This window comes from Algoriphagus sp. UBA3586 (assembly GCF_002376385.1).
Taxonomy (GTDB): domain Bacteria; phylum Bacteroidota; class Bacteroidia; order Cytophagales; family Cyclobacteriaceae; genus Algoriphagus; species Algoriphagus ornithinivorans.
In genome coordinates, this window is sequence record NZ_DFMT01000018.1 from 55,423 (window position 1) to 78,507 (window position 23,085).

The following is a 23,085-nucleotide window of genomic DNA, read 5'->3' on the forward strand; positions in this document are numbered from 1 at the left end:
TCGTGTGAAATTTAAAAAAGCAACACTAGGTAAACTACCCCAAACATCGATTTCAAGAAGTACCAGGCAATCTCCAAACCGGATAGTGTTTTGATATGGCGAACTTCAAAATTTCAAAGTCGGAAAATCAAAAAATAGGCTAGCATAAAACCTCCTAAATTAGCCTATCTAAAAACCCTTTAAATTCTTCAAAGCTTTTACCCATCGAGAGCACTTTCTTTTCTCCTTCCAGAAAAGCTGCCAATCGATCCGGCAAAACCAATTTTTCATTCAATGCGTCTTCCACCACGTCTCTGAATTTTCCTGGATGGGCTGTTTCTAAAAACACACCAACATACCCTGGGTTTTCAGCCATGAAATCTTTCAAGCCTAAATATCCCACTGCTCCGTGTGGATCAAGAGTGTAGCCTTTGGGCTTGACATCCTGTATTGCTTCGATGGTCTGAGCATCGGTGTAGAAAAAACCTTTGATATTTTTCCGAAACAGCTCCTCATTTCCATCATAAAGCGCCTGAAGTCGAGGAAAATTACTAGGATTCCCCACATCCATAGAATTGGAAACTGTAGGTACAGATGCTTTGGCTTCAAAAGGTAACCCCTTTAAATAATCAGGGACTATTTTGTTGAGATTGGTTGCAGCGACAAAATGGTCTATAGGCAATCCCATTTTCCAAGCCAAAACTCCAGCCGCCAAATTACCAAAATTACCACTTGGCACTGAGAAAACGATCTTTTTCCCATCTTTAGGCAGTCTTGAATAGGCATAGAAGTAATACAGGCACTGAGGGATCCATCGGGCAATATTGATAGAATTAGCTGAAGTCAGGAGCAAGCTTTTATTCAATTCCGGATCCAAGAAAGCCTGCTTGACCAAAGTCTGACAATCATCAAAAACTCCTTCCACTTCTATCGCAGTAATATTCTGTCCGAGAGTGGTAAACTGTTTTTCCTGAAGCTTACTGACTTTCCCTTTTGGAAAAAGAACAATAACTTCGACTCCTTCTACTCCCAAAAAACCATTGGCCACAGCACTTCCCGTATCTCCTGAGGTCGCTACCAAAACATAGACTTTTTGATCAGTTTTGGCAGTAAGCATGCTCATTAATTTGGAGCAAAAGCGTGCTCCAAAATCTTTAAACGCCAATGTAGGTCCGTGAAATAACTCCAAACTGTAAACCCCTTCCTCCACTTCAACTATTGGAGCATCAAAAACAAGAGTATGATCCACCAAGGCTCGGATTTGCTCATTTGTCAAGTCTTCCGAAAACAAGGCCTCAATCACCTTATAGCCAATTTCCTGAAAACTCTTGGATGAAAAACTTTCTATCAGTTGCTGAGGTAAGAAAGGAATCCGCTCGGGCAAGTACAAGCCCTGATCTGGAGCCAATCCTTTGATCACAGCTTCTGCTAAACTGACTTGGTGTTTTGGGTTATTGGTGCTGTAATATTTCATCAATTATTCTGTTAAAATATAACCACCATCTGTATTGATGGCAGAAAAATACACATCCACGCCCAATCCTATACTTTGATAAACCTCCTCCGCGGCCTTGGCAATTTGGACAGCTTTTTCCTTTCCTTTGGATAAACAAAACAGTGTTGGACCACTGCCCGATATTCCCATTCCCAAGGCCCCGGCACCTTTTACTGCCTCTCTTACTTCATAAAAGCCAGGAATCAATACCGCTCTGTAAGGCTCCGCAATGACATCTCTCAATGATCTTGAAATCAATTCATAATCTTCTTCATATAGCCCGGCAATCAATCCAGCCACATTTCCTGATTGAATGGTAGCGTGTTTCAAGGGAATGGCTTCTCTCAAAACTGATCTGGAATCAGCTGTTTTCAATTCAAAATGTGGGTGCAATAAGGTACAATACAGATCCTGAGGAACATTCAGCTTAATCACATCCAAAGGATGATAGTCTCTGATCAGTACAAAACCTCCCAACAAGCTCGGGGCTACATTGTCTGCATGGCCGGCTCCGCAGGCAATTTTTTCAGCAGCTATTGCAAAAGGAAGAAGGTCTTTTTTCTCATAAGGACTGCCCAAAAATTCATTTGCCGCAACCAAAGCAGCAACAGCACTTGCTGCACTCGACCCCATGCCCGATCCAAGCGGCAATCCTTTTTCCAATTGGATAGAGATCCCAGGGTTAACACCCAAGTCCTCAACCATAGCTTGAATAGCTACCGCACAGGTATTCTTAGCAGCGTCCAAAGGCAGTTTTCCATCGTCTCCTGAGATTGAACTTACTTCCAGGCCGGGATTTTCCTTTTCATTCAACTGCACAATATCCCCCATGCCCTCAATGGCAAATCCTAAAATATCAAAGCCGCAGGATACATTGGCGACAGTAGCAGGAGCAAAGGCTTTTACGGTTTTCATTACTCGCGGGTGTAGTTACCAATCCTAATCACGTCAGCGAAAACTCCGGCAGCCGTCACATCAGCTCCTGCACCTGGACCCCGAATGATCATCGGTCTATCCAGATACCTTTCAGTAGTCAAAAGGATCATATTGTCACTTCCACTCAAACTGCTGAATGGATGTGCATTTGGAAGGGAATTCAGACCAACCTTTGCTTTTCCATTCTCCAGAGTTGCCATAAAGCGAAGCTTTTCTCCTTTTGATTCTGCTTCCTTGAGTAGTTTCTCAAACTCCGAATCGTGTGCTTGAAGCTTCTGGAAAAACTCCTCCACCGTAGCAGCTTCTCTGCAATCTTCCGGAACCATACTCTGAATAGTGATGTCTTCAAATTCTAAAGTTTGTTCGGCCTCTCTTCCCAAAATCAGAATTTTTCGAGCCACATCCATTCCGCTTAAATCGTCTCTTGGATCAGGTTCGGTGTAGCCTTTGTCTTTGGCAATTCTGACTACCTGAGAAAAAGGATCTCCTTTTTCCAGTTCGGAGAAAATAAAATTCATAGACCCACTTAATACGGCTTCAATTCGAATTACTTTATCACCGGAAAGCATCAGATCCTGAAGGGTGTTGATCACAGGCAATCCTGCTGCAACATTGGTTTCATAGAGAAATTTCACTCCTCTCTTTTTCGCCAGTTTTTTAAGCTCTTTATATTGCTCCATTGAGCTGGAGTTCGCTTTTTTATTAGGGGTTACGATTGCCACCTTTGCACCTAAAACTCGTGCATAGGCATCTGCTACGCTTTGACTCGCTGTGCAATCCACAAAAACTGAGTTGGAGAAGTTCATTTCTTCCATAGTCCGGATAAACTCCTCCAAGTCCATCTTCTGATCTTGATCACTCAACTCATGTGGATTTTTTAAATCAAATCCATCTTCATGGAAAGCCATGTAGCGACTATTGGCCATTCCGTGAATTTGAATATCCAGCTCATTATCACCTTTCAGTTTCTCCTGTTGAGTTGCAATCATTTTGATCAATGCCTTGCCTATCAAGCCCACTCCAACCAAGAAAACGTGAAGCACCTTATTTTCAGAAAGGAAGAAGGCTTCGTGTAAGGCATTGAGAGCTTTTTGTAAGTCGGCCTGAGGTATGACCGCAGAGATATTCAACTCCGAGCTACCCTGGGCTATAGCAGCCACGTTGATATTGTTTCTTCCCAATGCTCGGAACATCCTTCCGGAAGCACCTGGATTTTGCTTCATATTTTCTCCTACTACCGCAACAGTGGAGAAACCATGCATAAGCGTAACCTCATCCATCTCACCGGATTTGATTTCATAATAGAACTCCCGCTCCACCACTTCTTTCGCCAAGTATGCCTCGGCTGTTTTGATAGCCAAACAGATACTATGTTCGGAAGATGCCTGAGAAATTAAGACAATATTCACTTTAGCCTCTGCAAGAGCCTTAAATACCCTACTTCCCGTAATCCCATCTAATAGAGAGGCTCCCTGCACATTGACAATGGAAATGGAGGACATGGATGAAATCCCTTTGATCAATCCACCTTGAGTCACCTCCCCATTGATTAGCGTGCCTTTGTTGGAAGGTTCGAAGGTATTCTTGATATAGATTGGAATATTCTTCTTCATCGCCGGCTGCATAGTCGCCGGAAAAATCACTTTTGCTCCGAAGTGAGAAAGCTCCATCGCCTCATTGTAGCTCAGCTGAGGAATACTAAATGCGGTATAAACCAGCTTGGGATCTGAAGTCAAGACCCCCGATACATCAGTCCAGATTTCTAAGTCCTCCGCATCTAAGGCAGCCGCAAAAATAGCCGCTGTATAGTCCGAACCTGATCTTCCTAACGTGGTAGTCTCCCCTTTTGCAGTAGAAGCAATAAATCCTGTAATGATTTTGATTCCATCATGCTTTAGAAAATATTCTTTGATCAGGTGATTGGTCACTTCAAAATCCACTCTGGCCTGACCGAATCTGTCATTGGTTCGAATTACCTCCCTTGCATCCAAAAATTGGGTTTTAATGCCTTTGGCAGCTAAAGCCTCGGCCAAAATAAAAGTAGAAAGACGCTCCCCGAAACTTGCAACATAATCCAAAGTCCGATCAGAATTTTCCTTTATCAGGTAAATTCCATGGAATAAATCTTCCAATTCATTGAAACGGACCTTCACATAGGTCATGACAGTAGACTGGTTTTGTACTGCTATTAGCTGCCTTACCATATCCAGATGCTTTTCCTCCATAGTCTGGAGTAGATCTCTGTAAACCTGATCACCTTCTCTAGCTAGGCGGGCAATCGTCAACAAACTTTCTGTCACACCGCCAAAAGCAGAAAAAACAACAGCTACATCTTGTTGCTTATTTTTCTCCTGAATAATTGAAAAAACTTTCCGAATCGTTTCTGGAGTTGCTACAGAGGAACCTCCAAACTTGATGATTTTCATAAGTAAATAGAATGATTTTGAATGAATAAAATGCCTTAATAGGCTCAGGGGCGAGTACTTTGAGATTAAACGGGATTACCCCGTAATCGTGGTCATTCCTGTAAAAAAAGTAGAAATAGAAGTCATGCCGGACATTGACATAATGCCCTTACAAGTGTGAAAAATATTTCTTGCTGCAAAAACCATGACTTAGAAATTGACTTTACAATCTTAGGCAGTAATTTCTTTTATGCCAAATAATACGCTATTAATTTTCAATTATTTAATCAAAAGGGAGTGAAAAATATAAATTTGATAATTTTAAATATTTTCTAATTCAGTCTTTTAGATTGAATAACGCCTGATATTCAAAATAAAATTTTCTCAATACTGTCTATTTTAGGATTTAAAAAAAGCTTATACGCAAAATTAGTTTAGTATTATTTTGGAAAAATATTTCTATCCAAAAAAAGTCCTCAGGTTTATTCGATAATCATGAAAAATAAAAAGCCTGATATCCGGGGGAATCAGGCTGATGCAATAGTATACTTAATTCTCAGCAAAGCTTATTGAACATCTAAAATGGCTTGTGGCTTTCCTCTGAAAAGGACATTCTCTCCTTTCTTTTTCCCAATTAGCACTTGTCCTAAAGGGGAATTTCTGCTCAGTAGAAAATATTTCTTGCCTTCTACTTCCAATTGGCCGATTGAAGCCGAAATCAGGAAAAAGTCTGTTCCCAACTGAATTAAAGACCCTTCCCGTACTGCCTCCGAATTGGATTTGATAGACTGAACCCTATAAATCTCATCCAAGTCCTCCTGAAGCTTTTCAATGGTGCCTTCGATGGTTTTTAAGTCCTGGGTCATCATCTCTCTTCCAGTCTCAAACTTATCACCTGCACTACTTTTCGTATCTTCTAAAATACCTTCAGAAACAGCCTTTCTTTCCTGCTGAAGTAGGCTAATTTTTTCTTTCAGCTGTCTGATAGCAGCCTGAAAAATCTTTTCTTTTAATTCCTGCATAAAATCAACATCCCTCTTTACGACGGGTATCAATGATGTAAACTATTTTCCAACCTTCGGACATTTTGACCAACTGAAAAGAATTGACTCCGCAGTGGCTAAAATTTCCATTGACGTAAAACTCATAGGGCGTCCATGCAGCCGCCATGTTTCCGTCTATTTTAATTTGATAATCTAGGATTCGTTCATCCAATTCTGTCTCAACCGGTGTACTAGCTATCCTTTTCCCAAAGTCCTCCACAGAATTACTTCCAACTCTTGTACCTGATGGGTCAGCTATCACGGTTTGCATCATTGCATCTGAGCTGAAAGATTTCATAACCATTTCAGCATCTTTTGCTCTCATACCGTCAAAAAGCGACACTATTACTTCTTTGACGGCTTGCTCTTCAGATTGAGCTAAAGTCGGAAATAAAACACCAAAACTTAAGGCTAAAAGACAAAGTATTTTTTTCATAAATCAAGCTTCTCCATAAAGTTTGAAAGTCATATTTCTCAAGGCCGGATTATTGACAGCATAATGCATCGCCTCTGCAATTTCTTTAGGACTTACCCATTTGCTAAAATCCGAATCGGGCATAGCCTCTCTGTTTGGCGGAGTGTCAATAATACTTGGAACGAAGACATGAGAACGAATATTGGTCTCTTTGGTTTCGGTTGCTAAAATTTCTGCCAAAGACACAATCAGCCTTTTACTCATAGCATAGGCGATCGTAGCAGAAGCGTCTTCTAATTGCAAAGCAGGGCGTGCACCCACAAACAAGAAAGTACCTTTTTGCTGCTTCTTCATAAAAGGAAGGAATCCTCTTACCAGATGATATGCGCTAAAAAAATTGAGAGAAAACATTTTTTCAAAATCAGACTGCTTGGCATCCTCAATAGATCCCATCGCAAACCCTCCAACTATCATGGCCAAGGCATCCAATTCATTGTATTGAAGCTGATATTCCTTGACAAACTCGGCCACAGACTCCTCATTTGTTACATCTACTTCGTAGCTATCATCCGCATCTTCCACTTCCTCGTCTTTCCCTGGTTGAAGTAATGCGATAACATGATATCCTTCTCTTTTAAACTTTTCTACAACAGCTGAACCTAAGTTTCCGGCAGCGCCGGTAATGATGATATTTCTACTCATATGCTAAAAACACGATTGATTATTGCTAAAATTAGGCTTTATTTTTCGATTAAGTTATGAATCACCTAAAAACTAGTATACGAACCAAGGAGAATAGAAAGCGCTGGAACTTCGCCATCAAACTGATTCTCTTGATTTTACTGGAATTTATTTATGAAGGGGAAACATATTTGAGACCTCTTTTGGATAACTATTCCCTCCTAAATCATGTAATCAGAGCATTGATATTTCTACTCAGTGCCAACCTGATTATTTCTTTAGGAAGGATCATTACATTAAGACTTTACCTCCAAAAAACTGCGGAAACCAAAGTCCTTCCCAACTTTGTGGTTGGGATAGGAAGGATCTCCGGGATACTCAATTCTCTTGCACTCCTCATTTCACTGATGCTAGCCTTTGGCATTCGGCCTTTGGAGTTTCTAACTTCCATCACCATTGTAGCGGCAGCGATTGCATTATTGACTAAAGACTACATCACCAGTATTGTCAATGGTTTGATCATCATGTTTTCTGAGCAACTGGAAATTGGAGACAAAATCACGATTGGGAAGAACACAGGGTTTATTAGAGATTTTACCTTGATGAATACTGTCCTTAAAAGTGAGACCGGGGAAATCATCATCATTCCCAATTCCATGATGCTTACTTCGGACGTAATCAATTATTCAAAAAATAACACTCATCAGGTAGTTTTTGATGCAGAAATGCCCTACTCCACAGATCTTCAGTTGATCAATTTGGAAGAAAAACTAGGCGAGGTTTTGAAGCAATTTTCTGATTATGTGATATTGGAAGGAGCTCAGTTGAATGTACTGGAAAGGAAGTCAGACAATGTATTGGTACGCTATCAGTTCCCTATCAAATCCGGTGAGAAATTGATTGAATCTCAAGTTAGAAAAACCATCAATCAGGCATTCCTAAATTGGAGTAATGAACACAGAAAAGCCTAATTATTTTGACCTTGTCTATCAGGTAGTCAAAGAGATACCCGAAGGCAGAGTTTGCTCTTATGGGGCCATTGCCAATTATTTGGGGCTTAAAAGCGGCGCCAGAATGGTAGGCTATGCCATGAATGCCGCTCACACTTTACCAGATGTACCTGTGCATCGTGTGGTTAACAGAAACGGCTTACTGACTGGCAAACATCATTTTCAAACTCCTACTAAAATGCAGGAGCTTTTGGAATCAGAAGGCGTTCAAGTTGAAAATGATCAGGTCCAAAACTTTGAAAACCTATTTTGGGACCCTGAAAAGGAATTAGGTTTTTGATCACTTTTTAATCCTTCCCAAATAGAGCCCCAAATACATCAGGAGTCCATTCAAGATCAAGGCTTCAAAGCCAAACTTGTATCCCCAAAGCCATTTTTCAGAATTATAGCTGATCACAAAGGTGATTAAAGGAGCCATTATTGCCATTAAGGGAACCCAACGGTCTTTTACTTTCAATTTTGTAAATAACCCGAAAGCATAGAGGCCCAATAATGGGCCATAGGTGTAGCCGGCTATGATAAAAACCGAGTTAATCACACTCTGATCATTGATCCAATGAAAGATCAGAATGGCAATAAACATCACGAAGGTAAATGCAATGTGGACTCGCTTTCTAATAGCTACTCTCCTTTCCTTAGGATACTTCCGTTCTATCTCTAAGAAGTCAATGCAAAATGAAGTTGTCAATGCAGTCAGTGTAGAATCGGCACTCGAATAAGCTGCAGCTGTGATTCCTAAAACGAAAATAATCCCCGCAAAAGCGGAAAAATGCTGAGTGGCCAAAAGGGGAAATAGCTCATCGGTTTTAGCCGGCAATTGAACACCCTTGGTTTCAGCATAGAGGTAAAGCATCACGCCTAGTGACAGAAACATCAAATTTACAATCACCAAAATGATGGTAAACCAAAACATGTTTTTCTGTGCATCGCCTATATTCCTACAGGTGAGGTTTTTTTGCATCATATCCTGATCCAAACCTGTCATGACGATGGTAATGAATGCTCCAGAGATAAATTGCTTGAAGAAATTGGTTCCTGCTTTCCAGTCCCAATTAAAAATCTCCGAGCGAGAATCTTGTGAAACAGCGGTGAAATATTCGGAAATACCGGAGAAGCTTAATTCATCTCCAACAAGCTTGATACAGACTACCACAGCCAATAACATGAAAAATGTCTGAAGCGTGTCCGTCCAAACTACCGTTTTGATCCCTCCTCTATGCGTGTAAAGCCAAATTAGACCAACAGTGATCAAGACTGAAACCCAAAAAGGAATACCTAATGAGTCAAATAAAATCAACTGTAGAACGGATGCAACCAAAAATACTCTGAGCGATGAACCTAAAGTTCTTGATAAAATAAAGAAAAAGGCACCCGTTTTGTATGACCAAAAGCCAAATCTATCTTCCAAATAGGAATAGATGGATACTAAGTTAAGTCGGTAGTAAAGAGGCAATAAAACCTTGGCAATGGTAAAATATCCCAGGGTATATCCTAAAACAACCTGGAAGTAATAGAAGTTAGAATTACCTACCTCACCGGGAACCGATATAAAGGTTACTCCGGATAAAGAGGCGCCAATCATACCGAAGGCGACCAAAAACCAAGGAGATTGACGGTCACCGGTAAAAAAAGTATCTGCTGTGATTTTTCTGGATGTAAACCAAGAAATCAGGAACAACATCAAGAAATAACAGGAAATGACAAGCAGAACAATTTGGGGATTCATAGCGCATCGTTGGTGAGTCGCCAAATTTGTCTAATATTCTTAATTTTGCAAAATGATTGAAATGAGTACACCTTTCCCACAGGTAGAAGAAGAAGACGTATTAGTAGAGGAATTACTGGATCTTGAGTCCCATGATCTGGTGGTATTCAATGATGATATCAACACCTTCGATCATGTAATCAATGTGTTGATTAGAGTTTGCAAACACACGAGAGAACAGGCCGAACAGTGCACCATAATTATCCATTATAAAGGTAAATGCGCTGTAAAAAAAGGAAGTCAAGAAGAGCTAAAACCCATGTGTGAAGCTATCTTAGATGAAGGTATTCAAGCCACAATAGTATAAACATCACCCTGTGAATTTTCCTTCCAAATTAATTGAAGATGCAGTAACCGAAATTTCCAGATTGCCTGGGATCGGAAAAAAAACTGCATTGCGCTTGGCTTTACATCTGTTGAAGCAAAGTGAAGCACATACTGAGGCCTTAGCTCTTGCATTATCGAGAATGAGGCAAGAAATCAAGTATTGCAAAATCTGTCACAACGTTGCTGATGAAGAGGAATGCAGTATTTGCAAAAGCCATAGAAGAGATGGCTCAATCATCTGCGTAGTTGAAGATATGAGGGATGTTCTTGCCATCGAAAACACGAATCAATATCAGGGAAAGTACCATGTACTAGGTGGCGTGATTTCTCCCATTCAGGGGATCGGTCCAGAGGATCTTAAGATTGAATCTCTAATCAATCGGATTGAAAAGGCTTCCGAATCCGAACCAGTAAAAGAGGTTATTCTAGCTTTAAGCGCAACCATGGAAGGGGATACTACGGCCTTTTATTTGGCAAAGCGCCTTAAAGAAAAAGGCGTTTCAGTTAGTACAATAGCCAGAGGAATACCAGTGGGAGGCGAATTGGAGTTTACAGATGAGGTCACTTTGGGCAGGAGTATTATGACAAGGATAAATTATAACACCGATTAATTTTTGTTTGGCTAATTGAATCCTCAGCTTATATTTGCAATCCGTTTGGGGGATTAGCTCAGCTGGCTAGAGCGCTACACTGGCAGTGTAGAGGTCATCGGTTCGACTCCGTTATCCTCCACTCAAAGCTTCACAGAGACGTGAGGCTTTTTTATTTTCAAATCAGCTCAGCCGAATAGAGCGTACCGTAAGCATGCGGGAAAGTCATCGGTTCGACTCCTTTATCCTCCACTCAAAGCTTCACAGAAATGTGAGGCTTTTTTTATATTTCCCCAGTTAGCTCAGAAGGCTAAATCTTCCCACTCAAATACTAAATGAGTTTAATTTTTTCGCAAAATTGAGGATTTCCAAATACCTTGAAAGAATTCTAATTCTTCGGTGGAATAATAGTAGCATACCAATAATTATATACGTCTATGCAGTACTTGATCTAATAGCCTATCCATGAAATCCATGCTCTTTCTAGTATGTATACTATCCTTAATTTCTTGCCTTAACGAAAGACCATGTCAAAATTTTGAATTGGGGGAAACATTTGGATTCTCATACCAAGAACAAGTAACTCATTGCACAGAACCTATATCTATTACATTTTTGGAATTGAGTCAGGACTCACGCTGCCCAGAAAATGTCACATGCGTCTGGCAAGGATTGGCGCAGATCAAATTATTGGTTTCTGTCAACGGACAAGAGAAGCCTTTTGACTTAAGTACCTACCCTCCTCATCAAGGTATTCCTTCGGAAATTGTTTTTTTAGGGTATAAAATCGCATTAGTGGATCTCAAACCTTATCCAAATACCACTAAAAAATATAGGATTGAGGACTATCAAGCCTATTTACTCATTGATAAGGTGGAAGAGTAATCGTATCTTCCCCTATGAATTCAAGCAAAGCAATTTCCTTTTCATTTCTACTTTATTTAATCCTCTTTACTAGCTCTTGCGCATGTGATCCTGAAAAAATTGCAGGATTAGTTTTTAGCGGAATGGAAAATGTGATGGGGAAAGGATTCATGCCATCCGATGAAATTCGGGCTTTAGGAGATTTTCAAAACCTGAGTGTTCAGCTAAGCAAAAACTCCACCCAGGATGGTAAGCAAAGCACAATTTTTCTCCTTTTAGAAAATGGAGATCCACTTTTAATTGGAAAACAACCTGAAATTTTAGCCAGAAAATGTGCTGAAATTTATGTCAGAGATTTTGAAAATGCCTCAGATTATCAGCAAATTACTGTGCAGTTTATTCAGAGAGATCTAAGTAACCCTGATAATTTCGCAATGCAAGAGTATGAATTTCAGGTAGCTGATTTCTTTTCTAACCCTCAACCCTAACCAAATGAATATTCCTGAAGAATTTAAAAAACCACCCCAAACACTTGGTGATTGGGTAATCAACGTGCTAATCTCAAAACTTCCTCTGATAGGATTTATCATGCTGATCGTATGGGCTGTGGACAAAGACACAGAGCCCAATAAAGCAAATTGGGCAAAAGCGGAATTAATCATGAAGTTGATCGGCTTTGCAATAGCTGTGATTATCATTTCAATAATTGGTTTCAGTTTCTTTACCCATTTTGCGGATGAGGTAGATTGGTCACAGATTGATTAATGAAGTTTAAAGCTATCTGTACCGACATTGATGGTACACTCCTGAATTCCGAGAGGGATTTATCCCCTCGACTCAAGAAGGTCATAGAAGCCTTTTCTCCGGAAATACCATTGATTCTGGCAAGTTCGCGCATGCCTGATGCGATGCGGCATTTGCTTAGAGATTTGAATAGAGAAAAACAACCCCTCATTTGTTACAATGGAGGCTTTGTCATTGATTCCGATGGAAAAGTCGTGGATTCAGTGGAAATTCCTCTTCACCTAGTTCAACGAATCTTAGAATTAAGTCAATCCACCAGCATTCATATCAGTTTGTACCAAGGTGAAAGTTGGTTTGAACCCAAGGAGGATTATTGGTCAGCCAGAGAAATCAAAAACACCAAAGTGACTCCAACATGGAAGGACACCACTCTGGTTTTGAAAGAGTGGGAAAACTCCCAATCCGGAGCCCATAAAGTCATGTGTATGGGAAACTCGCAAGAAATTAGTTGGCTCTTTGGGGAACTGCACTTCCTCTATGGAGACCTACTCCATTTGTACAGATCGAAAGACACCTACATAGAAATCGCTCCCAAAAAGATTTCAAAGGCAACCGCTTTACAAATGATTTTAAATAAATACTATGATTTCGGCATGGGGGATGTTATAGCCTTTGGAGATAATTACAATGATATTGACTTGCTACAATCTGTCGGCTGGGGTGTGGCAGTTGGCAATGCGAGACCGGAAGTGAAAGCAGTGGCTAAGGAAGTCACACTTCACCACAAGGAAGATGGAGTCGCTGCAGTTTTGGAAAAACTTATTGGCTGATTTTCCCGCTTTTTGATTTCAAATTTCTGATTTACAAAATTCCTGAACCATCCTCCACATCTTCGATGGCCTTGGCTAAAAAGTCATTGAAAGGCTTCATTTTCCTAAAACCATCTAAGGCTAAATTGATAAAGTTGCCGGAGTTTACATCTTTTTCAGCAATCGGGTGGGATACAGTGAAACTTTTCAACCGGAGATATTCTATGTAAGGATGGTCCGCCTCATAATCTCTGGAGCTAGTTTTCAACTTATCCCCTTCAATTCCAGAAAACAATTTTTTAAACTCTGGATCAGCCTCTATTCTTTCCAATTCAGCTCCTGAATAATCAATTTCCTTCCTAATCTTTTTCAAGGTTTCTGCCATTGGCATCCAGATGCCTCCTGCAAAAAAAGAGTTTCCAGGCTGAACTTGCACATAATATCCAGGCCCTTCTGATTTTTTCCCTTTTGGGGAAAAGTAAGCTCCAAAATTGGTCTTATAAGGATCTTTATTGGCTGAAAAGCGAATATCCCGATTTTGCCTAAACACACAATCCTTAGGTTTGAATGCTGATAATTCAGGTTCAACTTCAGACAATTGCTTCAAGATCACTGAAACATCTTCCAAAAATTCCGCTCTCGTCTCCTGATACCACTTTTTATTGGCATCCATCCATTCTTTGTGATTGTTTTCTGAGAGAGCTGATAAGAAAGAGAGGTAGGGTCGCATAGGAATTATAATAGGAAAATCAACAGTTTTATTAACTCATTTCTAACCTTGTGGTTTAAATAAAGTCTACCAATCCCTCCAATTTCATCCCCCTGCTGCCTTTAATTAAAACTCGCTTCTCGAGGTTTGTAACCTCGAGAACTTATCCAAGGATTTGAAATCCTCTTTTAAAAACTGCTATCTCACCCAAAAACAGCTAAATCTAAAGGGCCTTTTCTAATTCCTAAATAGTCCCCTGCACTACTCATCAAATAATCTTCAGGCTTTTCTACAATACCAGCCCGAACCGGATTTTCATGAATATAATTAGCCTTAATTTCAAAAAATTGATGCGAAAATATCTCTTCTCCATGATAACCTTTTTCCCAAAACCAAATATGGTCTTCAAATGATAAGGTCAAAGCCAACCATTTTTTCCTACTTTCTTTTGGGTTTTCTATTATAGCCTTATATATCATTTTTGAAGTATACTTTCTTAAATCCCTAATAATATCAGACAGATTATTATTCTTAGCTTGAATAATCAGATGACAATGATTAGTCATAATTACCCAAGCATAAACTTCTAAGCCCTTATATAGCTGACAGTATTTTAAACTTTCTAGAAAAATTTCAGCATAACACTTTCGAGAAAAAACATCTACCCATTGATGCACCGTAAAAGTGACATAATGGACAGCTTCTTGATCTTTTACAATATACTCTCGTCCCATCACAAAAAATTAAATAAACAGCTAACTACTAAAATACTATTAGTAGTTAAATAATCAATTGTAAAAAGATTGAAAATCTTAGGATAAATCCTCGAAATTTCAAATTTCGAGGAGCTAGTGGTTTAAATGAACTCCACCAAACCTTCCAATTTCATTCCCCGGCTTCCTTTGATCAAAATCAGATAATCCTCCAATTGACTATCCTGAAGCCAGTTTCTAAAGGAAAAAGGATCTGGGAAATACAAAGCTTTGGGCGCTTTTTCCAAGGCAGACACAACCAACTTTCCGGTGAAGCAAACCTTATCAATTTCATACTCGCTCACAATTTCTCCTAGTTTTCTATGCTCCTCTTCCGCATGCTCACCCAATTCAAACATATCCCCCAAAATGATCATCTTATGCTTTTTCCCTTGCATTGTTCCAAAGGTTCGGATGGCCGCCTCCATAGAAGATGGATTCGCATTGTAAGCATCTAAAATGATCAAATTACTTCGCTTCTCCACCAACTGAGAACGCATATTGGATGGCTTGTAATCGACTATTGCCTGTACAGCTTGATTCATGTCTACGCCAAAAAACTTCCCAACTGTCAAGGCAGTGGCAATATTTCCAAAATTGTATGCACCTATCAGAGATGAAAGAAAGATCTCCTGATTCCCCTCCACTGAGAACTTCACAAATGGATCAGCTCCATGAAAAGAAACCTCACAAAAATCACCTTTGGCAGGATACAAAACAGGCTCCTCAAAGCGCTTAATCATGTTGGATAAAATCGGGTCTTGAGAATTTATAAAGACAGTTCCTTTATTCTCTCTCAAATGCTGATAGAGCTCAGTTTTGGTTTTTAGAACCCCCTCAGGCCCACCCATTCCTTCCAAATGAGCCTTACCAATATTGGTGATAAACCCATGAGTTGGCTCTGCGATTTCGCACAACTCCTGTATATCTCCCTGCTTGTTGGCTCCCATTTCAACAATCGCCAATTCATGACTTTGATTTAAGGCTAGTAAAGTCAGAGGCACTCCAATATGATTATTCAAATTGCCAACAGTAGCTAAGGTCTTGAATTTGGTTCTCAAGACTGCATTCAATAATTCCTTAGAAGTAGTTTTCCCATTGCTCCCAGTCAAACCGATAACCGGGATATCAAACTGATGTCGGTGATAGTTGGCTAATTTTTGCAGACAAACCAGTGCGTTTTCACAGATAAAATATCGCTCATCATCCTCCTCAAAATAGGCTGCTTCATCGATCACCACCGCCGAGGCGCCCATTTCCAAAGCTTTTGAAGCAAACTCATTGGCATTGAAATTTGGCCCTTTGAGTGCAAAAAAGATATTTCCGGGATCGATTTTTCGGGTATCTGTACTGACTCCTGTACTTTTTAAAAAGAGCTGATAAAGTATGGCGATGTTCATAAGCTTCAGAAATTTCACTCAAAATAAAGCAATCATTACATCTTTGAAGCCATCTCTTCGTATTAAATTTAGTCTTCGGAATCAATTGCCTTTATGAGATTTATCCTTTTTGCCTTTTTATTTTTCAGTTCCCTCTATGCCAGCGCCCAATCTGTTTTTTCATTTGATTCTAGCAAAAGCATCAGTAAAAACAATGAAATCTTCCCTGCAGGTCTGAGTCCGGGGATCAATTCCGCGCAAATTCAGACTATTGACCTGACTAATGATGGAAAAGATGAATGGGTTGTATGGGACATTAATTCACGCATACTAAGCGTTTTTGAAAAAAATGGAGAAGATTTCATCCATAAACCCGAATTAACCTATTTATTCCCAACTGATATCAGTGGTTTTTTGGTTTTAGCGGATTTCGATCAAGATGGAAAAAAAGACCTTTTCACCTCCACTCCGCTTGGGATTAAAGTTTACAAAAACAGTTCTACTGGCAATCAGGTCTCTTGGACTCTCGCACAAAATTTCCTGAGGCTGGATGGGGCTGGAAATATTCCGGCAAATAATCTGGACACTCCTTTGATTCAGGACTTGGATAATGACGGAGATTTGGATTTGGTCATTTTCAACTTTGCTCAAGGTGACTACTTGGAGTTTTATAAAAACACTTCAATAGAAAGAAAAGGCAGTCCTGATGTAGATGGTTTTGCTTTTCCTGAAAGCTTCTGGGGAAATATCAGCTTTTGTAGTTGTGAGGGAATCAATTTTGGAACTCGCTGCGACGGAAATCCCATCAATTTTAGAGAAAACCCTGAAACTAACCGTATCCAACATGCGGGAGGGCACAGTGTACTCTATCAGGATTTTTCCGGGGATGGGATTTTCGATTTGGTTTTAGGAAGAGATGAGTGTAGTGTTTTGTTTTATCTCCCCAACCAAGGAAGTAATACTCAGCCTGTTTTTTCTACTTTTTCAAATACCGTCCCAGAATACGGACCACTCCCTGTATTTCCCATATTCCATGTTGGAAAGCAGATTGATGATCAGTTGATCATCTCTCTAAACACCAATGAAACTTCGGCTCCATTCCAAATTGATTTTTCCAACTCCATCGTAGCCCTTTCCAAAAATTCAAGTACACAAAATCCTATTCTACAAAACCAACTTTTGGATTTAGGGGAAAACTCAAGGCCGTTTTTTAAAGGAAACGTTTTTGCAGGAGAATTATGGATTAGTGCCAACAAAAAAACAGGCAATAAAGTGAGAGGTGAGCTTTCTAGATTAAGTTATTCTGGAAATCAATTTCAGGTACTCAATTCAGATTATCTCAATCTGTCCAGTTTGGACTTACTGGATCTGCAAGTCATAGAGTATGGAAGTGTCAAAAACCAATCTTACCTTTTGGTTTCAGGCCAACGTACTAACAATGGAATACCATCCCAAGTCTTGCTCCAAAATCAGGGTAGCAATTATCCGGATTTTAGTCTTTCTGGCTTATCGCTTCGGATTGGCGATCAACTCACTTTTTTTCCCTATCAAGGAAAAGATCATTTACTCATAGCCTCGCAAAATGGCAGTTTAACACTCTATGAGGTAGACTTGGAAGGGAAGACTGCCATTTTAAAAAGTAATAATTTCTTGGGCTTCCAGGACAATCCTGCTAATCGAAACCTCAGTGTTGCAGTAAGAATTCAAGAAAATCCTGATTTATATTCTGTGGATCAAACAGGTCGGATATTTCTGGTCAAAGACATGATGAATTCGGAAGTTCGTGAGGAGGTCCTGGTCAAAATTGGTGATCAAAATATCCCATTCAGACTGGGAAGAAATACATGGATATCGATTGTCAACCCCGGATTTGATGAAAATACCGATCTGATCCTTGGAAGTCGGGCCGGTGGAATTTCCTATTTAATAGCTGTCAATTCCAGCTCAGGCGAAGAGGAAAGTTTTTTAGCGAAGGTATACCCCAATCCTTCATCTGGACCATTTAAGGTGATTTCCAACAAGCCTGGAACCGCAAGGCTTGTCAATGCAATGGGACAAATCTTAGTAGATGAAATAGCTATTCCTGCCAATAGGGAAGTGGGAATCCAGGCTCAAGCCCTTCAGCCTGGAGTTTACTTTTTACAATTAGAAACTCTCGATAGAGAAGTCCTAGTGAAGAAAATCCTAATCAGGTAATCGACTTTAGGAATTCCTGAATTGAATAAATAGAACTAATAGCAGATTCTGATACTTCCTAACTGCTGTATATAAATTAGAATTTACAATTTTAAGTTTTTCAGTTTTCATCCTTAAACTTTTCCATTTGTCTCAATGCTTCAAATCATCTAGCTTAGGGTCAGAATTATAAATCCAATGAAAAAAATATTCTTATTCCTTTTTGCAGCCCTATTTGCATGGGCTTGTGCTTCGGGGCCTGAAAATCCCGCTGACTCCGTTTTTATCAACGGAATAGTCTACACGGTAGATGAATCTAACCCCAAGGCAGAGGCAGTAGCTGTAAAAGACGGCTTAATCCTGGCTGTTGGCACTACTGCTGAAATTCAAGAATACATAGGGGAAAATACAGAAGTCATCGACCTTGAAGGTAAAACCATGACTCCTGGCTTTATCGAGTCCCATGCTCACTTGATGGGAATCGGCTACAACAAGCTGGAGCTGGACCTCATGTATGTCAAAACCTATGACGAACTGGTAGAAAAAGTGGCGGAGGCAGTTGCCAAGGCCAAACCGGGCGACTGGATCACTGGTCGAGGATGGCATCAGGACAAATGGATCCAAAAGCCCGAGAAAATGGTAAAAGGTTTTCAAACCAATGAGCCTTTGAATGCAGTATCCCCCGACAATCCTGTTTTCCTCAGGCATGCTTCTGGCCATGCTTCCTTTGCCAATGCAAAAGCCTTGGAATTGGCTGGAATCGCTAATCTGAAAGGTGAAAGACCGGGAGAAGTAGAAGGTGGTGAAATTATTGTAGATGACTTGGGAAATCCAACTGGCGTATTGACCGAAAGGGCTTCCAATCTAGTGGCAAGATTAGTCCCGGAAGAAACTCCCGAAAGAGCAGAGGAGGCATTGACTTTGGCTTTACAGGAATTGGTAGAAAAAGGAATCACTTCATTCCATGATGCAGGTTCCGGTCAGGATGTGATTGATTTGGTTCAGAAATTTAAAGACGAGGGTAAACTTACCGTTCGTCAATACATCATGCTTACCGGCCGTCAGCCTGAGCTTTTGGAGGAATGGTATAAGAAAGGTCCGATGATAGACTCCGAAGATCACTTACTGACAGTACGTTCTATCAAGCTAAACTGTGATGGAGCTTTGGGGCCAAGAGGTGCCTGGTTGCTGGAAGACTATGCTGACAGACCGGGGCATCGCGGACATGAGACGCTTCCAATGTCTGTCGTAACTGAGGTATCAGAAAAGGCCTTGCCGCTAGGTTTTCAGGTTTGTTCCCATGCTATAGGAGATCGCGCTAATCAGGAGATTTTGGATAGATATGAGGCAGCTTTTGCCAAATTCCCAGATGCGACCGATCACCGATTCAGAATTGAGCATGCCCAGCATCTGCATCCGGATGATATTCCGAGATTCGGGGAATTGGGAGTGATAGCGGCCATGCAGGCCATTCACTTGAGTTCAGATCGACCTTGGGCCATAGACAGACTGGGTGAAAAGCGCATCATAGACGGAGCTTATGTTTGGCAGAAGCTATTCCAAACCGGAGCGAGAATCTGTAATGGAACGGATGCGCCTGTTGAGCCAGTAGATCCAATCCCTTCCTTTTTTGCATCCGTAACCCGCAAGACTTTGGAAGGACTTCCTGAGGGAGGCTATGAAGGCGATCAAAAAATGACCCGTGAACAAGCTTTGAAGTCCTACACGCTAGACGGTGCATATGCCGAGTTCGAAGAAGATTTCAAAGGCTCCATCGAAGTAGGCAAAGCAGCTGACTTCACAGTTTTTGATCAGAACATCATGGAGGTAGCTGAGGATGAAATACTAAAAACCCAGGTTGCCATGACGGTGATGGGGGGGAAAGTGGTTTTTAAAAGACAATAATTAAGGCCTCTCAAGGTTAGTTGAATTTTAAAAAGTTCCCTTTATGGGAACTTTTCTTATATATTTGAATTTAGAAACATGTGAGAATAATTGCAAAACGGACTTTGCGGGAATTTTGGGAAAAACATTCCGATTCTGAACAACAGCTAAAAGCTTGGTATCGAGAAGCTGAAAAGTCCCAATGGAGTAATACCCACGATCTAAAAAGAGCGTACCCAAACGCCAGTATATTGGGAGAAAATAGAGTAGTATTCAATATTAAGGGGAATCACTACCGATTGATTGTAAAAATCAATTTTGAATTTCAGTTATGTTGGATTCGCTTTATTGGTACTCACGCCGAGTATGACAAAATCAACGCAAATACGATCTAATATGAATATCAAGCCTATCAAAACTGAAACAGATTATCAAAAAGCACTGATTCGCCTTGACGAGATTTTTGATGCTCAAAAGGGAAGCAAGAAAGGAGACGAACTGGAAATACTTTCTATTCTAGTCGATCAATATGAAAAAGAAAATTTTCCGATTGATCTACCTGATCCCATCGAAGCTATCAAGTTTCGAATGGAGCAGATGGATCTCAGAAATAAAGATCTTGCTGAGGTGGTAGGAAATAAAAGTCGGGTAAGTGAAGTGTTGAATAGAAAAAGAAAACTTTCGCTGGATATGATTCGAAAACTGAACACCTATCTTCGAATTCCTACAGAGGTATTGGTTCAGGAATATTGATCCCATGATTTATTTAATTTTTTGTTTAGGATTACTTTTTCAAATTCAAGAAGAGCACACCAATGCACTACCTTAGGATAGTGTACTAAAAACCCAGTTTGCAATGACCGTGATGGGGGTAAAGGTGTTTTTCAAAAAGTATTGGGTAGAAATCTGAATTCAGATTGTAAGTTGTGTAACCTTCCAAGTTTTGAAAACCTGGAAGGTTTTTTTGAGGTATTTGCCAACTATCGAATTTGCTAAAATTCAATTTTCCTCTGGAGAGAATTCGTCTAAATTAGGTTTGGAAAATTGATTAGTGGTTTTTCAGATACTTCATAAATCCGCGAACCTTGTCAATACTACTAGCTTTTGTATTTAAATGTTGAGAAAAAATATTAAATTTTTATGCCAATATTTTAGTTGATTTTCGGAACAATATTCTAAATCATTAATAAATTTATAGGAGGGGGCAAAAGAGTATTTCGTTAAATCATGTTTTATGTTTTTTTTTTAAAATTTAACCAAGAATTAATTGACTTTAATATTATTTTGTGTTTTAGATTTTTCTATTTACAATTGATTGTTCATTTAACTAAAAACACATTTGTTAGGAAATAGAAATTATCAGCAATAGTCACAATGCTTGGAGTATTTTTCCTCTCCTAACTTAGCATGGAATTAACGTTGGAGCCTGGGAGCAATGCTTCTGTTTTCAATTCATTTGCAACTCCGAGATTTTCACAAACAATGGGTGGAGAGGATTCTATGTGTGACCCAATTACTGATCAATGTGGTCCACTAATGAGAAAATCTTCTGGAACCCGCTATTGTTGCGCCAATACAAATAGTGATTGTTGTTATATGGCAGAATGTTAATTGTTATTTGAGTATTTGGCACAGGAATAAGCCTAAGCCATAATCCCTTCTATCTTATATGAAAAGCAAATTTTGGCTAGTGGCCTTTATCTTATTACTAAATTGTACAAGTAGATCACCAGAAAAGATTAAGGAAAGTTACATTGTTATTGATCAAGGTATTCCGTCCATTAATGATGTGGTTGATTTACCTAATTTCATAACTATAAATAAAGTAATTTCTTTAGAAACAACTGACAGCTCACTAATTGATTTTGTCCATAAAGTGGTCGAAGATGAGTTTTATTTTGTCCAAGGAGGAAAGTCTGTTTATAAATTTGATAAATCTGGAGAATTTATCTCAAAAATCTCAAAGGGCAAGGGTGGTCCAGACGAATTTGTTAATCTAACGGATATTTTAACCTTAAATGATAAAGATAGATTATGGGTTTATGATTCTCATGCTAGAACGATTTTTCAATTCGACTACAATTTTAATCTCGAAATTAATTACACCTTAGACTATCCCCTTTTTGGACTTGAAAAGCTGGAAAATGGTTTAATTGGTACTCCAGGATATATGTTGGTATTAGAAGATCCTTATTCATTGTTTTATTTTCAGGGTGACAATCTAGAAGCTGGCTATAAATTCGAAAAAACTCTTCATCCATTTGATTTAGAGAAATCAGATTATCTTCATGTTATGAGGCACGATTTCTTCTCTGAACTTGAATCAGGTGGATATAATTATGTGAATTCTTTTAATGATACTATTTATCATATAAGTAAAACTGGAGATGTTTACCCATCTTATTTTATTGATTTTGGGAATAAGAAAGTTCTCGAAACAGATTTGACTGAGAAAGGATATACTTCAATCGTTGATGTCTTTCAATTTATCAATTCTACTGATAAGTCCTTTAATGTTGGGAATGTATTTGAATCAAATAAATTTCTAATTTATCGATTTTTCAATCAGGGAAAAGCCTTTTTATCCGTATATGACAAATCTACTGGCAAGTTGGTATCAGGGCATCGCATTAAATTGGACAATATTGGTAAATCAATAGAGCTACCTTTGGATGAAGAAATTAGAATTGGGTCATTTGGAGATGGGAGGGGTTATTTAGTATTACCTTCTGAGTCAAGCGTCTTAGGTGAATTCCAAAAAGAATTTGGTGTAGTAGATGGAGATAATCCTTTGTTATTAGTTTTTAATGAAAAATAATCTAGTTTTAATTGTATTTTGGCTTTTTTTAGGGTGTTCAGTTGAGGAATCTCCTCTCTAGGTGTAGAAGAAGTATCGTTAGGACTAGGTGAAGTTTGTCCACCCTGCAAACCAGCCTCTCGCTAAAAAGCTTTACAAAAGCTTTTCATGACGCTCGATCCTACCTTTCTATCCAAACAATTTTGTAATTTTCCTCCGCTATCCTGGACGAAGTCCTACTTTGAAAGGGGGTCAGTTTTGAGCTTCAACCCGGAGAAAGTCTGGGGCTATTTGCTCCAATATGCAGTGTTTGCAACTAGGAATAA

General features: G+C 39.5%; 23 protein-coding genes and 1 tRNA gene. 14 read left to right on the plus strand and 10 right to left on the minus strand.

Annotation, left to right across the window (positions count from 1 at the left end; translation table 11 throughout):
• Positions 1-154: 154 nt before the first annotated feature.
• The 6 genes from thrC to B2906_RS06920 all read right to left on the minus strand — a co-directional run bounded on the left by thrC (position 155) and on the right by B2906_RS06920 (position 6,975).
• Positions 155-1,453 carry a threonine synthase gene (gene thrC / locus B2906_RS06895; protein ID WP_219957781.1) on the minus strand — a complete coding sequence of 433 codons (1,299 nt, stop codon included), beginning with the start codon at positions 1,451-1,453 and terminating at the stop codon, positions 155-157.
• A 3-nt stretch (positions 1,454-1,456) separates the two neighbouring features.
• The gene (locus B2906_RS06900; protein WP_219957780.1) at positions 1,457-2,389 is read right to left on the minus strand and encodes a homoserine kinase; all 933 of its coding nucleotides are present in this window, start codon (positions 2,387-2,389) and stop codon (positions 1,457-1,459) included.
• Complete coding sequence (gene thrA, locus B2906_RS06905) at positions 2,389-4,836, minus strand: bifunctional aspartate kinase/homoserine dehydrogenase I (RefSeq protein ID WP_219957779.1); 2,448 nt, start codon at positions 4,834-4,836, stop codon at positions 2,389-2,391. The genes B2906_RS06900 and thrA overlap by 1 nt, the downstream gene beginning before the upstream one ends.
• Before the next feature lie 545 nt (positions 4,837-5,381).
• Complete coding sequence (locus tag B2906_RS06910; RefSeq protein WP_219957778.1) at positions 5,382-5,837, minus strand: hypothetical protein; 456 nt, start codon at positions 5,835-5,837, stop codon at positions 5,382-5,384.
• 4 nt (positions 5,838-5,841) lie between these two features.
• Positions 5,842-6,294, minus strand: a complete 453-nt coding sequence (locus B2906_RS06915; RefSeq protein WP_219957777.1) for a nuclear transport factor 2 family protein — start codon at positions 6,292-6,294, stop codon at positions 5,842-5,844.
• Between the two features lie 3 nt (positions 6,295-6,297).
• Positions 6,298-6,975, minus strand: coding sequence for an SDR family NAD(P)-dependent oxidoreductase (locus B2906_RS06920; protein ID WP_091655493.1), 678 nt, complete (start codon positions 6,973-6,975; stop codon positions 6,298-6,300).
• 56 nt (positions 6,976-7,031) lie between these two features.
• Here B2906_RS06920 and B2906_RS06925 point away from each other — a divergent pair, with 56 nt between their 5' ends.
• Positions 7,032-7,925, plus strand: a complete 894-nt coding sequence (locus B2906_RS06925) for a mechanosensitive ion channel family protein (RefSeq protein WP_219957776.1) — start codon at positions 7,032-7,034, stop codon at positions 7,923-7,925.
• The gene (locus B2906_RS06930; RefSeq protein ID WP_219957775.1) at positions 7,906-8,244 is read left to right on the plus strand and encodes an MGMT family protein; all 339 of its coding nucleotides are present in this window, start codon (positions 7,906-7,908) and stop codon (positions 8,242-8,244) included. Before B2906_RS06925 ends, B2906_RS06930 begins: the two co-directional genes overlap by 20 nt.
• Here B2906_RS06930 and B2906_RS06935 read toward each other — a convergent pair whose 3' ends face one another.
• Complete coding sequence (locus B2906_RS06935; protein ID WP_219957774.1) at positions 8,245-9,690, minus strand: sodium:solute symporter; 1,446 nt, start codon at positions 9,688-9,690, stop codon at positions 8,245-8,247.
• Between the two features lie 61 nt (positions 9,691-9,751).
• On the opposite strand from B2906_RS06935, the gene B2906_RS06940 reads away from it, so the two are divergent.
• The 7 genes from B2906_RS06940 to B2906_RS06970 all read left to right on the plus strand — a co-directional run bounded on the left by B2906_RS06940 (position 9,752) and on the right by B2906_RS06970 (position 13,084).
• A complete protein-coding gene (locus B2906_RS06940; protein WP_219957773.1) occupies positions 9,752-10,036 on the plus strand; it encodes an ATP-dependent Clp protease adaptor ClpS in 285 nt (94 codons plus the stop codon).
• Between the two features lie 10 nt (positions 10,037-10,046).
• Complete coding sequence (gene recR, locus B2906_RS06945; RefSeq protein WP_219957772.1) at positions 10,047-10,667, plus strand: recombination mediator RecR; 621 nt, start codon at positions 10,047-10,049, stop codon at positions 10,665-10,667.
• A 47-nt stretch (positions 10,668-10,714) separates the two neighbouring features.
• Positions 10,715-10,788: transfer RNA gene (locus B2906_RS06950), tRNA-Ala, on the plus strand.
• Positions 10,789-11,120: 332 nt separating this feature from the next.
• Entirely contained in the window at positions 11,121-11,531 is a 411-nt protein-coding gene (locus B2906_RS06955) for a hypothetical protein (protein ID WP_286936351.1), read from the plus strand.
• Positions 11,532-11,545: 14 nt separating this feature from the next.
• Positions 11,546-11,998, plus strand: a complete 453-nt coding sequence (locus tag B2906_RS06960; RefSeq protein WP_219957770.1) for a hypothetical protein — start codon at positions 11,546-11,548, stop codon at positions 11,996-11,998.
• A 4-nt stretch (positions 11,999-12,002) separates the two neighbouring features.
• On the plus strand, positions 12,003-12,275 hold the full coding sequence (locus B2906_RS06965; protein WP_091655500.1) for a hypothetical protein: 273 nt from the start codon (positions 12,003-12,005) through the stop codon (positions 12,273-12,275).
• Positions 12,275-13,084, plus strand: a complete 810-nt coding sequence (locus B2906_RS06970) for a Cof-type HAD-IIB family hydrolase (protein ID WP_219957769.1) — start codon at positions 12,275-12,277, stop codon at positions 13,082-13,084. The genes B2906_RS06965 and B2906_RS06970 overlap by 1 nt, the downstream gene beginning before the upstream one ends.
• Positions 13,085-13,115: 31 nt before the next feature.
• Here B2906_RS06970 and B2906_RS06975 read toward each other — a convergent pair whose 3' ends face one another.
• The 3 genes from B2906_RS06975 to B2906_RS06985 form a co-directional block, all read right to left on the minus strand.
• Entirely contained in the window at positions 13,116-13,793 is a 678-nt protein-coding gene (locus B2906_RS06975; RefSeq protein WP_219957768.1) for a DUF2461 domain-containing protein, read from the minus strand.
• 182 nt (positions 13,794-13,975) lie between these two features.
• Positions 13,976-14,506 carry an REP-associated tyrosine transposase gene (locus tag B2906_RS06980; protein ID WP_219957767.1) on the minus strand — a complete coding sequence of 177 codons (531 nt, stop codon included), beginning with the start codon at positions 14,504-14,506 and terminating at the stop codon, positions 13,976-13,978.
• A 122-nt stretch (positions 14,507-14,628) separates the two neighbouring features.
• On the minus strand, positions 14,629-15,924 hold the full coding sequence (locus B2906_RS06985) for a UDP-N-acetylmuramoyl-tripeptide--D-alanyl-D-alanine ligase (protein WP_219957766.1): 1,296 nt from the start codon (positions 15,922-15,924) through the stop codon (positions 14,629-14,631).
• 93 nt (positions 15,925-16,017) lie between these two features.
• Here B2906_RS06985 and B2906_RS06990 point away from each other — a divergent pair, with 93 nt between their 5' ends.
• From B2906_RS06990 to B2906_RS07010, 5 genes are all read left to right on the plus strand, one after another.
• Positions 16,018-18,099, plus strand: a complete 2,082-nt coding sequence (locus B2906_RS06990; protein WP_286936387.1) for a T9SS type A sorting domain-containing protein — start codon at positions 16,018-16,020, stop codon at positions 18,097-18,099.
• Positions 18,100-18,276: 177 nt separating this feature from the next.
• Positions 18,277-19,983 (plus strand): amidohydrolase, encoded by a 1,707-nt coding sequence (locus B2906_RS06995; protein WP_219957764.1) that lies wholly within the window; start codon positions 18,277-18,279, stop codon positions 19,981-19,983.
• Between the two features lie 80 nt (positions 19,984-20,063).
• Complete coding sequence (locus B2906_RS07000; protein WP_024284562.1) at positions 20,064-20,357, plus strand: type II toxin-antitoxin system HigB family toxin; 294 nt, start codon at positions 20,064-20,066, stop codon at positions 20,355-20,357.
• A gap of 1 nt (position 20,358) precedes the next feature.
• Positions 20,359-20,715 carry a helix-turn-helix domain-containing protein gene (locus B2906_RS07005; protein WP_219957763.1) on the plus strand — a complete coding sequence of 119 codons (357 nt, stop codon included), beginning with the start codon at positions 20,359-20,361 and terminating at the stop codon, positions 20,713-20,715.
• A gap of 916 nt (positions 20,716-21,631) precedes the next feature.
• Positions 21,632-22,780, plus strand: a complete 1,149-nt coding sequence (locus tag B2906_RS07010) for a 6-bladed beta-propeller (protein ID WP_219957762.1) — start codon at positions 21,632-21,634, stop codon at positions 22,778-22,780.
• Positions 22,781-23,085 lie beyond the last annotated feature (305 nt).

Excerpts from the sequence above, each read along its gene's own strand:
- thrC (WP_219957781.1), bottom strand. The coding sequence starts at position 1,453 with ATGAAATATTACAGCACCAATAACCCAAAACACCAAGTCAGTTTAGCA.
- B2906_RS06900 (WP_219957780.1), bottom strand. The coding sequence starts at position 2,389 with ATGAAAACCGTAAAAGCCTTTGCTCCTGCTACTGTCGCCAATGTATCC.
- thrA (WP_219957779.1), bottom strand. The coding sequence starts at position 4,836 with ATGAAAATCATCAAGTTTGGAGGTTCCTCTGTAGCAACTCCAGAAACG.
- B2906_RS06910 (WP_219957778.1), bottom strand. The coding sequence starts at position 5,837 with ATGCAGGAATTAAAAGAAAAGATTTTTCAGGCTGCTATCAGACAGCTG.
- B2906_RS06915 (WP_219957777.1), bottom strand. The coding sequence starts at position 6,294 with ATGAAAAAAATACTTTGTCTTTTAGCCTTAAGTTTTGGTGTTTTATTT.
- B2906_RS06920 (WP_091655493.1), bottom strand. The coding sequence starts at position 6,975 with ATGAGTAGAAATATCATCATTACCGGCGCTGCCGGAAACTTAGGTTCA.
- B2906_RS06925 (WP_219957776.1), top strand. The coding sequence starts at position 7,032 with ATGAATCACCTAAAAACTAGTATACGAACCAAGGAGAATAGAAAGCGC.
- B2906_RS06930 (WP_219957775.1), top strand. The coding sequence starts at position 7,906 with ATGAACACAGAAAAGCCTAATTATTTTGACCTTGTCTATCAGGTAGTC.
- B2906_RS06935 (WP_219957774.1), bottom strand. The coding sequence starts at position 9,690 with ATGAATCCCCAAATTGTTCTGCTTGTCATTTCCTGTTATTTCTTGATG.
- B2906_RS06940 (WP_219957773.1), top strand. The coding sequence starts at position 9,752 with ATGAGTACACCTTTCCCACAGGTAGAAGAAGAAGACGTATTAGTAGAG.
- B2906_RS06955 (WP_286936351.1), top strand. The coding sequence starts at position 11,121 with ATGCTCTTTCTAGTATGTATACTATCCTTAATTTCTTGCCTTAACGAA.
- B2906_RS06960 (WP_219957770.1), top strand. The coding sequence starts at position 11,546 with ATGAATTCAAGCAAAGCAATTTCCTTTTCATTTCTACTTTATTTAATC.
- B2906_RS06965 (WP_091655500.1), top strand. The coding sequence starts at position 12,003 with ATGAATATTCCTGAAGAATTTAAAAAACCACCCCAAACACTTGGTGAT.
- B2906_RS06970 (WP_219957769.1), top strand. The coding sequence starts at position 12,275 with ATGAAGTTTAAAGCTATCTGTACCGACATTGATGGTACACTCCTGAAT.
- B2906_RS06975 (WP_219957768.1), bottom strand. The coding sequence starts at position 13,793 with ATGCGACCCTACCTCTCTTTCTTATCAGCTCTCTCAGAAAACAATCAC.
- B2906_RS06980 (WP_219957767.1), bottom strand. The coding sequence starts at position 14,506 with ATGGGACGAGAGTATATTGTAAAAGATCAAGAAGCTGTCCATTATGTC.
- B2906_RS06985 (WP_219957766.1), bottom strand. The coding sequence starts at position 15,924 with ATGAACATCGCCATACTTTATCAGCTCTTTTTAAAAAGTACAGGAGTC.
- B2906_RS06990 (WP_286936387.1), top strand. The coding sequence starts at position 16,018 with ATGAGATTTATCCTTTTTGCCTTTTTATTTTTCAGTTCCCTCTATGCC.
- B2906_RS06995 (WP_219957764.1), top strand. The coding sequence starts at position 18,277 with ATGAAAAAAATATTCTTATTCCTTTTTGCAGCCCTATTTGCATGGGCT.
- B2906_RS07005 (WP_219957763.1), top strand. The coding sequence starts at position 20,359 with ATGAATATCAAGCCTATCAAAACTGAAACAGATTATCAAAAAGCACTG.
- B2906_RS07010 (WP_219957762.1), top strand. The coding sequence starts at position 21,632 with ATGAAAAGCAAATTTTGGCTAGTGGCCTTTATCTTATTACTAAATTGT.